Below are 12,795 nucleotides of genomic sequence, written 5' to 3'. Positions count from 1 at the left end.
ATTTTTAAAAAAGATTATTAAAAATTAAAATTAATTTAAAAAGTGTATATTAGCAAAATACTTGAAGATTAAAAAACTTTTTTACTTAGCTATGCAAACAACCTATATTGAAACACAGCAAATATCCTTTCAAGATTTTAAAAATCAAATACTTGGAGACTACAGGTTAGGAAGGATCTCTCGTGAAATGTCTTATCTCGGAAGGAGAGAAGTACTCACTGGAAAAGCTAAATTTGGAATTTTTGGGGATGGAAAAGAACTTCCTCAGCTTGCAATGGCGAAAGTTTTCAGAAATGGAGACTTCCGTTCAGGATATTACAGGGATCAGACTTTTGCATTGGCAATAGATGCCTTAACAGTAGAAAGTTTCTTTGCACAGATGTATGCAGATACCAGTGTGGAAAGAGAGCCTGCTTCAGCAGGAAGACAAATGAACGGGCATTTCGCAACAAGAAGTTTAAATGAAGACGGAAGCTGGAAAGATTTGACAGCTCAGAAAAATATTTCTTCCGATATTTCTCCTACAGCCGGACAAATGCCAAGATTATTGGGATTGGCTCAGGCTTCAACGATCTATAAAAGCGTAAAATTTGATGGTTCAGAAAAATTCTCAAGAGAAGGTAACGAAATTGCTTTCGGTACTATTGGGGATGCTTCTACAGCAGAAGGACACTTCTGGGAAACTCTGAATGCAGCATGTGCTCTTCAGGTTCCTATGATCGTTTCTATCTGGGATGACGGATATGGAATTTCAGTTCCTACGAAAAATCAGAGAGCAAAAGCTGATATCAGTGAAATGCTAAGTGGTTTCCAGAGAAAAGAAGGAGAAAACCAGGGATGTGAGATTATCCAGGTGAGAGCCTGGGATTATCCAGCATTATTAGATGCCTATGCTAAGGCAGAACATTTTGCAAGAACAGAAAGTGTACCGGTGGTAGTGCACGTGGTAGACGTTACTCAGCCTCAGGGACACTCTACATCAGGATCTCATGAAAGATATAAAAACGAAGAACGTCTGGCTTGGGAAGCAGAGTATGATGGACTGGCAAAATTCAAAGAGTGGATTCTGAACTATTCTATCGAAATTGATGGAAAAGAAGAAGTAATTGCTACTGCTGAAGAATTGGAGGCGATAGATGAAGAAGCGAAAAAAGCAGCAAAAACAGGACAAAAAGTAGCTTGGGAAAACTATCAGAAAGCTATTTCAGAACTTATTCAGTCTATTTTACCTTTAGTAGAAAATCTTAAAGGACAAAATGCTGAAGTGGAAACTTATATTGCTCATTTCAACAAATTAGTTTCAAAAGCTAAGAAAGATATTTTCCATTTGGTAAGACAGACTTTACTGGCGACAAGAGGAACAAATTCTGCGGAAAGAAATCAGCTGATGCAGAAATACAATGAAGTATCTGCTGTTGAAAAAGACAACTATTCTTCTCACTTATATTCTCAGTCTGAATGGAAGGCTGAAAACGTACAGGAAATCAATCCTGTATATTCTGACAGCTCTGAGGATGTAGACGGAAGAGTGGTGATCAGAAACAATTTTGACAAAATTTTTGAAAAATACCCTGAAACTTTAATCTTTGGAGAGGATACCGGAAATATCGGTGACGTGAACCAGGGATTGGAAGGAATGCAGGAAAAATACGGTGCTCTACGTATCGCTGATACAGGAATCCGTGAAGCAACAATTCTTGGACAGGGAATTGGGATGGCGATGAGAGGTTTAAGACCAATCGCTGAAATCCAATACTTAGACTATGTTCTTTACTGTTTACAGGGAATGAGTGATGACCTGGCAACCGTGCATTACAGAACAAAAGGAGGTCAGAAAGCTCCATTGATTATCAGAACGAGAGGGCACAGATTAGAAGGAATCTGGCATTCAGGTTCTCCAATGGCTGGTATTCTGAACCTTTCAAAAGGTATTTTGGTATTGGTTCCTAGAAACCTTACGAAAGCAGCAGGATTCTACAACACAATGCTTCAGGCTGACGAACCTGCGATCATCGTAGAATGTCTGAACGGATACAGATTAAAAGAAAAACAACCGGATAACTTAGGCGAATTCACTGTTCCTGTAGGGAAAATTGAAGTAACAAAAGAAGGAAAAGATGTTACTTTGGTCACTTATGGATCTACATGGAGGATTGTAACGGAAGCCGCTAATGAATTGGAAAAATTAGGAATTTCTGCTGAAGTAATTGATATCCAGTCGTTAATCCCTTTCGATTTATCTCACGAAATTGCTGAAAGTGTTAAGAAAACCAACAGATTAGTCGTGATTGACGAAGATGTACAAGGGGGAACTACAGGATTTATCCTACAGCAGATCCTTGAAAAGCAGAAAGCATTCAGATATCTTGATTCAGATCCGTTGACGATTTCTGCTAATGATCACAGACCTGCTTATGCAAGTGATGGTGATTATTTCAGTAAGCCTTCTGCAGACGATATGGTAGAAAAAATCTACGCAATGTTTAATGAAACAAATCCTCAGAAATATCCAGCGATATTCTAATCGGGATTTTAGATAAATTTAAAACCGCTTCCTTTGGGGAGCGGTTTTTGTTTATATTTAATTGAAATTATTCCATGATAAGCTATGAAAATTAGACTCTTATATTTGATATTAATAATTATCAGTTGTAAAAAAGAAGATAAGAAAGAAGTTTTACTTGCCGACAGAGAAGCACCTTTAGGCTGGATCTATTTGAAAATGTATGATGATAACAGTTTTGAATTTATTTCTCAGGGAATGGTGCGGGATAAAGATGTATATAGTGGAAGTTATGAGTTAAAGAATGATACCGTTTATTTTAAATACAGAGATTCAATTCCTAAAGCAGGTTCAAAAGCTGTCATAGAGAAAGGATTTGTAAATTATATTAATGGTAGTTATCATGAAAGCGTCCAAATGAAACTTAATAAATTATCAACTCATAAATAAAAGTCATTATAGTAGCAGCTTTTGTTGGTTAATTCTCTTCAGCTAAAGTAATCCTCAACTTATTCAATGTATTCATCAAGGTAATACTTGCGGTAAGCTCTACAATCTCTCGTTCTGAAAATTGGTCTATCAGCTTTGCTTTGGTGCTTTCCAAATTATCTTTGCTGTAAATGACAGCTTCTGCCCATTCTAAAACAAGCTTTTGTTGGTCATTAAAGACATTGGTGTGTTTCCAGCCCGAAAGTCTGTTGATGAAATCTTGTTCAAAGCCAAAATCAGAAAGTTCTTTAGCGTGATAACTGCAGCAATAGGCACATCCATTGATCTGAGATACCCGAAGCTCCACTAAGGCAATCAGTTTTTCATCAATACCGGATTTTCTAATGCTGTTATGGGCTCTGTACAGATTTCCAATCGTTTCTTTTGCAATTTCTTTGTAATTCATAATGCAATTTTTTCTGCAAATTTGCATCAGAAATGGTTTTGAAACTATATACTTACATTTTGGTGATATACTTACCTTTTTGAAAGTGCTATCCAAGATAAAAGGCTATCACACATTGACAGCCTTTTTATTTTTTACATCTTCATTCAGAAAAGCACAATCTTTATCTTCATGCTGTCCTTTCACCTGATATTTTGCTTCCCACTCCTCAAGTAAATATAAAATAGGAAGCAAAGCCAATCCCTTTTCTGTAAGAGAATATTCCACTCTTGGAGGAAGTTCTTTAAACTCTTCACGAATAACCAATCCATCGGTTTCCATTTCTCTAAGCTGATCAGTCAGTACCTTTCTGGAAATAACATTAATACGTACTGCCAGTTCCCCGAAACGTAACTTCCTGTCCTTGATAACAAGAACTATAATGGGTTTCCATTTGCTTCCCAAAGCGGCCATTGCCTTACCCAGAGGGCAGCTGTATTGCATTAATTCATTCTTTTTCATAGAGAGATCTTTATTTTAATATCATATGAAACTGCAGTTTCATATGTTACTTTGATGTTACTAATGTAAGTTACTGCGAAGTTACCACTATTTTTTATATAAAAGATACAAAAGTGAACTATTATTAGTTACTTTGTGTAACAGTTATAAAATATAAATTTAAATATGAGCACATCATCATTATTTAAACCGTTTCAATACAAGAATTTACAGCTTAAAAATAGAATTGTAATGGCTCCAATGACCAGAGCACAGTCTGACAATGGAGTTCCTACACAGAACATCGCAGATTATTATGGAAGAAGAGCCGCTTCAGAAGTAGGATTGATTCTTTCTGAAGGAACTGTGATCAACAGACCGGGATCAAAAAATATGCAGAATATTCCTGATTTCTATGGTACAGAAGCTTTAAACGGCTGGAAAAATGTTATTGATACTGTACATCAGAATGGAGGTAAAATGGGACCTCAGATCTGGCACGTAGGAGATACGAGAATGTCTGAAGACTATCCGTTGGTTCCAATGGAAAAGGCTTCAACAATGACTATTGAAGATATTCAGGATACCATTGCGCAGTTTGCAGCATCTGCAAAATCAGCAAAAGACCTTGGTTTCGACTGTATTGAAATTCATGGTGCACACGGATACCTTATCGACCAGTTTTTCTGGGAAGTAACCAATACCAGAACCGATGAATATGGCGGTAAAACATTGAAAGAAAGAAGCAGATTTGCTGTAGAAGTAGTAAAAGCGATCAGAGCAGCAGTGGGAGAGGATTTTACCATTATTATCCGCCTTTCACAATGGAAACAGCAAGATTATAAAACCAGACTGGCATTTACTCCTAATGAAATGGAAGAGTGGTTATTACCATTAAAAGAAGCTGGAGTAGATATTTTCCATTGTTCACAGCGTCGTTTCTGGGAACCGGAATTTGAAGGTTCTGACTTAAACTTTGCAGGATGGGCAAAAAAAATTACCGGGCAGCCAACTATTACCGTAGGTTCTGTAGGCTTGAACGGAGATTTCCTTAATGCTTTTGCAGGGCAGGGAACAGAAAAAAGAGATCTTACAGAACTAATCAGAAGACTTGATAATGAGGAATTTGATCTTGTTGCAGTAGGAAGAGCTATTTTGCAGGATCACCAGTGGGTACAGAAGATCAAAGATGGTAATACGGAAGCCCTTCTTGATTTTTCAGCAGAAAGTATGGGCGTTTTATTTTAATATCAATAATGAATTGTGAATTTGTTTCGCAGTGGTTTTTTAACAGCATAATTTATTCACTTGGGAAGAGGAATTGATGATTCAATATGGTCATAAATTAGCGTAATTCACTTTATTTTATATTTAATTTTCACCTATTTATTAAAGAACCCGATTTCAGAATTTCTGAAATCGGGTTTTTATTTGCTTCTTTTCTAAAAGCTTAAATTCATTTTATAAGAATCTGCATCCTGTTGCAGCGGGTTCACATGACCAATAGGCAGGAACACCATTTTCAGCTTTATGTCGGCATGCAACAGTATCGCCTTCGCATTGTGGAGCATTTCCTCCAATGATGTTCTTTAATGTCGATTTTGTTAATTTCTTTAGATTTTTCATGTTAATTAGTTTGTTGATTTATACAAATATAATATTTTTTGTAAATCAAACAATATTTTGCGCAAAAATGGGAATATATTCTTTCAAATAACATATTCTAAAAATAAACCCGCTTCCGGAATTTCCAGAAGCGGGTTTTAACAGATTTAAATATCTAAAACTACCTTTTAATTAAATGGCAGAAATGATTTCTTTATCTTATAAACCAATATTCTTAGTTGGTTTCAATTGCTTTAAGATGCTTTTGGGAATTGCATTTTTGTGAACAAGTATTGCTGTTGATTTATATTCAACATAAGGTCTTGTTACATACAGATATCCGGCAAAGTCATTGGTTACTCCCCATGAGTTTTTCACCATATAATATTCTTTACCCGTTTGATCTTTAGCCAAACCTACGATGTGCATCCCATGGTCATCCGTTGTAGAAAGGTTGTTAAGTGCTTTCTGACGCATGTCTTCAGTGATCGTTTTATCTTTTTTAGGCTCTGTAAACAAAGTCTGCTTGTTCTCTGCAGTAATCTGGTCAAGATCCATGTCCGGAACGTATGCTACCCCGTTTTTGTAAGAGAAATAAGGCTCAGAAACATCCGTTGCCCAACCTACAGAATATCCTTTATTTACAGCGTTATCAATAATTGCAGTAAGATCTTTCATCGGAACATTCCAATCAGAATCGTGGCTCCAGTTATCAGGAATCGGAACTACAAATTTCTGAAAATATGGATAATCTTTATAAGAAGATAATTCCACATAATCTTCAGGGTTGATTCCTACTACTTCTTTAGCAAATGTTTTCGGAGTGTAGTTTTTCCCTTCATATGTGAAGTTAGAAGGTACTTTGCCTAAATATTCATCAAGAATAGCATCTACAGAATCCATCCAGTTATCTGTCAGTTTTCCTTTTGAAGAAGCCTGAACAAGGCTGTCAAGAACTGGTTTCAGTTTGCCCTGCATTTCCTTGAAGTTATTGGTAGTCTGTCCAGCTTTTAATCCTGTGTAAACATCCTGAGGAACTGCTCCGTATTTTTTGTACATATTGATTACGTCGTGAAGTTCTCCTCCGTCACCCCAGCTGATAGCGCCATTATTCAAAACATATAATTTTGCTTTATCGTGGTAAGAATTTCTTGCAGTAAAGATTTCAGCAAGATCTACAGGTTTTTTGCCCATTCTCTGCATTTCAGATTCAAGGAAAGAGTTTCCGGAGTAGCTCCAGCAAGTTCCTGATGAACCCTGGTTCTTTACAGAAGTTGCACCCACGTCTTTTAACGTTGTGAACTGAAAATTAGCATTTTGTGATTGGTTGTTTTTTAACTTGTTGATTAAGTCATCTTGGGCAAACATCATACTTCCTGCAGACAAAACAAAAAGTAATGATGCAATTTTGGCATTTTTCATTACTATAAAAAGATTATTTATATTAAAAGTCGTTGATAGTAGAGATTTGTTACAGATGGAAAAGTTAAATTTGAAATTAAAAAAATTACAAAAAGGGTGAAATAATATAGGCATATCAGCTCATTTGCCCCTTTGCTTAAAAATGTTGATCATGTTTCCAACCCTCACAAATGTTTCTGCATCTATAATAGTATAACTCCTGACTATGGAACAAGAATTATTATTGGAATGCCAGCGTAACAACCGCAATGCCCAGCGAAAAGTTTACGAGAAAATGGCGGGCAGGCTTTACTCAGTCTGCAAACGCTATTTGAAAAACGATGAAGATATCGAAGAAGTATTGGCCGATACATTCTACAAAATCTTCACGAAAATCACCCAGCTTCAGAATGCCGATACCTTTGAAGCATGGGCAAGAAAAATTGCGGTAAATGAATGCCTGCAGAAACTAAGATCCAGCAAAGGACTGTTTATTTCCCTGGAAGAAAATTTCACCGATCATTCTGAAGGAACAACGGAAAACCTTTCCCTGGAAAAAGATATTCTGAGCTTACTGAATTTTCTCCCGGAAGGCTGCAGAGCTATCTTTAATCTTTTTGCTATTGAAGGATATCCTCATAAGGAAATAGCCACCATGCTTTCCATCAGCGAAGGAACATCAAAATCCCAGCTCAATTTTGCACGAAAAAAGCTGCAGGAACTTCTAGTGAATCAAAACATTTAAACTTTTACAACAATGGAAAATAATCATATAGATCAACAATTCAATGAAGCTTCCAGACTTTCAGAAGAGCCAGCTGTTTTTCCTGGTTTTGAGAAGGTATGGGGGAAAGTTGAAGAGAAATTAGATACAAAAGAAGAGAAAAAGAGAATCATTCCTCTTTGGCTGCCCTATGGTATTGCAGCAAGTTTGATGATTGGTCTTGGGGCTTTTTACTTTATGAATAAAAAAGAGACTGCAGAACCTTTACAGCCTGTAATTGCAGAGAATACAAACTCAGGTGGCCCGATTAATAAAACAGATATTGCAAAGATAGACAGGACCATCAAGGAGAATATCAGAAAAGAAGAATTGCCTGTAACAGTACCTCTTCCCACAGAACCTAAATCTTCATCATTTGCAGGAATAGATCCTTATAAATCTCATCCTATCTGTAATATACCGCCATTGGAAGCTTCTGAGAGAGTAACAGCATCTCTGCCTCAGATATACAGTGATACCTTAAAAACACAAGAAATTGATGAAGTTGTTGTCACGGCGTATGGGATTAAAAAGAGTTATGAGTCCGTTACAGCATCTTCAACAGTTATGATTGCTTCTACAGATAAAATTCCTGTGCATGCTCCGGCTGCCGTTTCTTCACTGGCTGGAAGAGTTGCCGGGTTAGAAGTGTCAACCGGAATTAAAAAGCATGATGCAATATTAATAAGTGGTTTAAGAAGTATAGATGGTCGCTCGACGGCTCCTTTATATATTGTTGATGGAGTTGTTTTAGGCAGAGAATCTGGATTTTTAAATACTCTGGATCCAAAAAAAATAAAAGAATTAAAAGTACTGAAAGGGCTTGAAGCTACTGCCCTGTATGGAAGCAAAGCTAATAACGGAGTTGTTATAATGACCACAAAAGGCTTATCTAACGATGAAATAGAAAAACTCAAAAAGTTATCTTCAGATAATGCTGAGAAAATACTAAAAGAAGCTGAAGAACCTGAAAAAGAACTTCCCAAAGCAGGCCAGCTCACAGCAGGAGAAGTTAACGATTTTTCTAAGTGGGATTATTGGAAAGATATTACAGTTCCTACACTGGATCAGTATAAAAATACATGGAAATTCTTTCCTGATAAAAGGATTTCAGTTCAGTTGGTCAATAAAGACAGAAAACCGGTAACAGGGGAGAAAATAAAACTATTGGATGATAAGAAAAATATTATCTGGGAAGCCGTTTCAGATAATCTGGGCAATGTGGAATTATGGATATCACCGATGACTGATGAGAAACCTGACTCAGAGAAATATTATTTATCTGATGGTTCAGGGCAGATCATCAGTAGTAATCTCAGAACCTTTAAAAATGGACAAAACCTGATTATTCTTGATAAACACTGTCTGCAAAAGCGTGTATTGGATCTTGCTTTTGTAGTTGATGCTACAGGTTCTATGGGGGATGAAATTTCTTATCTCCAGTCTGAACTTTTGGATGTATTGAAAAAGATTGAAGGACAGCTTAAAAATACAACGGTAAGATATGGATCAGTTTTTTATAGAGATCAGGGAGATGAATATGTGACCCGAAAATTTGACTTTTCTGATAATGCAGAAGATCTTGTTGGGTTTATTAAAAAACAGAACGCTGGGGGTGGCGGAGATACACCGGAAGCGGTTGTTGAAGCATTGGAAGTTTCTGTTGATGAGCTGAAGTGGAGTGATGAAAATTCAACGAAAATTATGTTTTTAATTCTGGATGCTCCTCCACACCATTCGGAGCAGAATATAAAGGATTTATACAGAGCAATAAAGACTGCGACAAAGAAAGGGATTACCATTATACCATTGGCAGCCAGTGATACCGATAAACAAACAGAATATCTGATGCGTACATTTGCTTTACTCACCAATGGAACCTATACGTTCCTTACAGATGACAGTGGAATAGGAAACAGCCATATTAAACCTATCATAGATTCTTATGAAGTTGAAAAACTGAATGATTTATTATTAAGATTAATCCTTCAGAGAGCTGTTTTGCCAAAATGCAGCGCAGGAATTTCAAATGATAACATCAACAAAAAAATGGAAAAAGAAATTGACAGTCAGATTGATATTAAAACTGTGCTATTTCCAAATCCTACAAAAGGTCAGCTGCAGATTAAAACAAGAAAACCAATTGAAGAACTGTTTGTGTATGATCTTGCCGGAAAGATTATTATGAGAAAAGAAAAACTTCCGGAAGGTAAAAATACAATTGATTTAACTTCTTATCCTCAAGGGATTTATCTTGTCCGTATTCATACTAATGATCAATGGGAAACATTTAAGGTCATAAAAAATTAATTATCTTAAAAAAAGAAATTTCCCCGGAAATTTCTTTTTTTATATTTTTAAGCATACTAATAACTGATGAAAAAGAATTATTTGCTGTTGCTGCCATTTACGATTACTCTATTACAGGCACAAAATTCACAATTGTACTATTCTGGAAAATTTTTAACATCTAAGGATAAAGAACAGAATTTTTTAAAGGTTTATAATAAGAACAGCGGTATCTATGAACTGACTGATGAGAAAGGGTTTGCCATCATCGCTGCCAAGCCTTATGATACCCTTGTATGGAACCAAGGGAAAAATACCCATGTTATTTCTTCTTATGAACTCAGGGAATTAAAAACGATTCTGGAAAATCAGACAGGAAATAAAAGTGTAGATAATATTTACAGTAAAGCCTATGACAGTCTTGTTTCAAAGGAGATTAAAGACGATTTCAGTATTGAAAAAACTAAAACCCAACTCAGTAAAAGATCACATTCTTATTTTGATAAAATAAGAAAATTAAAGCAGAAGAATGATAGTGTTTATGTTTTAAAAAGGATCAATAAGACAACTTTGCTTTTTAACGGAAGCTTTACCATGTCTTTTGATATTAAAAGCAGGAATGCTGTTCCGGAGACTCAAAATAACTATGTTCAGGGAAGATCTGAAAATGGAAATCTTGCTTGGAAAGGTCCTGAAACGTATGAAATGTTCAGTTTTGGACCAGATCTATCTACACTTGGGTTTAATGGATTGCCTTATGAGTACGATCAGAATGGAAAACTGATTCCGTGGATTGATGGACTTCAGCGTGCAAAAAGATATAATAATAACCTTTTTAAAACCACAGTAGGATATAATAACCAGTTGAATGTAAATGCTTTTATACAACAGGGTAACAATGAAAAACTCCGTCTTGCACTGAATCTGGGGCAGCAAAAGAATCAGATGTATTTTATTGACCAGTTTGATATTACCAATACCCTTAAAGCAAAACTGAATGCAGATTTGGGTAGGTATTACATTAATCTGGCTTTTAATTACGAAGAAGATAAAGCTACGAATACCAATAGAACAGGCCTGTTCAGCAGAGCTTACCAAAACTCATTGTTAACACCGGTTTCTTTTTCAAATGAACAAAATACTTTGCTGAATAACGGTTTACAGAGAAGCTACAGCAAATATGCAGACAATCCTTCATTCCTTTTTGCACAGGATAGCAAATACCGCTATAAGAATCGGGACAGACAGTTTAGTCTCAACGTAGCGAAAGACTGGGATCAATTTAAATGGAATATTACTCAGTCCTATGAAAGTATTACGATCTGGAATCAGGATCAATATAAACCTTCTACTTATGGTTTCATCAGCGGTGTATCGAATGAAAGGATTCAAAACAACAGCTCTTATCATTCCAATATACAGGGCTCTTATTCATTGGGAGATTATGACTTTAGAAATACTTTCAGCCTGAATTTTATTTTAAATGATAAAAAATCCGACATTTATAACAGCCTGACTTATCAAAAATATTTCTATCAGAGAACTTCACAGGATCATATTTTTAATTATAATATGAACATCCGCGATTATGATTTTGAAGCAGGTTTTAATCTTGGGAATTCATTTTATATTTCCAATACTTCACTTAAAAATAATTATTGGCTTCCAAAAGCTAACTTTTATTTGAAGTTCAATGGCATCTTCAATTGGTATAATTACAATTTTAAATTATTGGGAAGCTACACACAATTAAGCTCCGAGCCGGAAATTACAAGATCCTATGCTTCGTATTCTACTACTTTGCTGAAAGCAGAGAATTACAATCAATACTTTCCGGTGCAGGAAGTAGAAAGCTTCCGGGGTTTATCTAATATTAATACACAGGAATGGAAAATTGGAGCCAGGCTGAATCTTGGGTATAAAATAAGTGTAGATGGAGAATATTTTAATAAAAAGAATACTGACGATATATTTCCTGTCTTTGAAAACAATCAGCTGAGGTTAAAGAATGTAGCAGATCATACCTACAGCGGATATGAATTCAATTTTGCTTACGAAAAGTTGCAGCTTGGATATGATTTGTATATCACCAATAAAGTTTCATTCTTTAAATACAAAGATATTGTAGACCGCACGGCTCCCGGATATCAGAACCTTGCCGTTTCGGGATTTAAAGACATTTATAAAACACTATCGGAAGGTCAGGCTTTGGGTGCTGTGATGGGCAGTTACTTTGAAAGAAATGCAGCCGGACAATTGGTCATTGATGAGTTTGGATTTCCTAAAAAAGCAGACGGAATGAAAATTATTGCAGATCCTACACCGGATTTTGTGATGAAATTCAACCACAGTTTTGCCTATAAAAACTGGTCTTTAGATATCAATTGGGAATGTAAAAAAGGAGGGCATCTTTGGAACGGAACCCAGGCTGTCCTTGATTATTACGGACGTTCTTATGGCTCGGGAGAAGAAAGGAATATCAAAAATTATATTTTTGAAGGCGTACAGGCCAATGGAACTGTCAACCAGATTCCTGTGGATTTCTATGATCCCAACAAGGATGTTATGGAAAACAGATGGTCGAGGTACGGTTATTTAGGGGTGGCTGAAAATTATGTTCAAAAAGCAGATTATATAAGAATCAATACTATATCCCTTTCCTCAGATTTCCCGATTAACCATAATAAACAGGCTCTCAGACTGACTTTTTATGTAAATAATATCATGCTTTGGCAGGCTAATAAAGGCGCAGATCCTAATCAGAACTTCTACGATATGAATAATGGAAGAGGACTTGATTTTTTTAATCTTCCCTCTTTTAAAACATTTGGCTGTATTGTTTCACTTAAATTTTAACTC

10 protein-coding genes are annotated in these 12,795 nt (G+C 35.9%); 6 read left to right on the top strand and 4 right to left on the bottom strand.

The genetic code is table 11. The annotated features are described in order from the left end of the window. Positions 1-91 precede the first annotated feature (91 nt). The gene (locus RHP76_RS07125) at positions 92-2,524 is read left to right on the top strand and encodes an alpha-ketoacid dehydrogenase subunit alpha/beta (protein ID WP_311229827.1); all 2,433 of its coding nucleotides are present in this window, start codon (positions 92-94) and stop codon (positions 2,522-2,524) included. A gap of 105 nt (positions 2,525-2,629) precedes the next feature. Beyond that, positions 2,630-2,953 (top strand): hypothetical protein, encoded by a 324-nt coding sequence (locus RHP76_RS07120; protein WP_311229826.1) that lies wholly within the window; start codon positions 2,630-2,632, stop codon positions 2,951-2,953. Between the two features lie 28 nt (positions 2,954-2,981). Here the strand turns inward: RHP76_RS07120 and RHP76_RS07115 are convergent, their stop codons facing one another. Continuing rightward, complete coding sequence (locus tag RHP76_RS07115) at positions 2,982-3,398, bottom strand: carboxymuconolactone decarboxylase family protein (protein WP_288442846.1); 417 nt, start codon at positions 3,396-3,398, stop codon at positions 2,982-2,984. Between the two features lie 108 nt (positions 3,399-3,506). Next, entirely contained in the window at positions 3,507-3,899 is a 393-nt protein-coding gene (locus RHP76_RS07110; protein WP_047388122.1) for a winged helix-turn-helix transcriptional regulator, read from the bottom strand. Between the two features lie 165 nt (positions 3,900-4,064). On the opposite strand from RHP76_RS07110, the gene RHP76_RS07105 reads away from it, so the two are divergent. After that, a complete protein-coding gene (locus RHP76_RS07105) occupies positions 4,065-5,126 on the top strand; it encodes an NADH:flavin oxidoreductase (protein WP_062672031.1) in 1,062 nt (353 codons plus the stop codon). 213 nt (positions 5,127-5,339) lie between these two features. Here the strand turns inward: RHP76_RS07105 and RHP76_RS07100 are convergent, their stop codons facing one another. Together RHP76_RS07100 and RHP76_RS07095 are read right to left on the bottom strand one after the other, a co-directional pair. Next, complete coding sequence (locus RHP76_RS07100) at positions 5,340-5,504, bottom strand: bacteriocin-like protein (protein WP_157885757.1); 165 nt, start codon at positions 5,502-5,504, stop codon at positions 5,340-5,342. Between the two features lie 198 nt (positions 5,505-5,702). Next, positions 5,703-6,905, bottom strand: coding sequence for a C1 family peptidase (locus RHP76_RS07095; RefSeq protein WP_120231761.1), 1,203 nt, complete (start codon positions 6,903-6,905; stop codon positions 5,703-5,705). A gap of 205 nt (positions 6,906-7,110) precedes the next feature. On the opposite strand from RHP76_RS07095, the gene RHP76_RS07090 reads away from it, so the two are divergent. From RHP76_RS07090 to RHP76_RS07080, 3 genes are all read left to right on the top strand, one after another. Beyond that, the gene (locus RHP76_RS07090) at positions 7,111-7,629 is read left to right on the top strand and encodes an RNA polymerase sigma factor (protein WP_062672027.1); all 519 of its coding nucleotides are present in this window, start codon (positions 7,111-7,113) and stop codon (positions 7,627-7,629) included. 12 nt (positions 7,630-7,641) lie between these two features. After that, positions 7,642-9,957: a T9SS type A sorting domain-containing protein gene (locus tag RHP76_RS07085; protein ID WP_311229825.1), complete on the top strand. Its 2,316-nt coding sequence runs from the start codon at positions 7,642-7,644 to the stop codon at positions 9,955-9,957. 66 nt (positions 9,958-10,023) lie between these two features. Then, a complete protein-coding gene (locus RHP76_RS07080; RefSeq protein ID WP_311229824.1) occupies positions 10,024-12,792 on the top strand; it encodes a TonB-dependent receptor in 2,769 nt (922 codons plus the stop codon). Positions 12,793-12,795: the final 3 nt, after the last annotated feature.

The sequence above is a fragment of the Chryseobacterium sp. SG20098 genome, from assembly GCF_031844745.1.
In the GTDB taxonomy this organism is placed as follows: Bacteria; Bacteroidota; Bacteroidia; order Flavobacteriales; family Weeksellaceae; genus Chryseobacterium; species Chryseobacterium cucumeris.
This window is presented reverse-complemented; position numbering and strand designations above follow the sequence as displayed.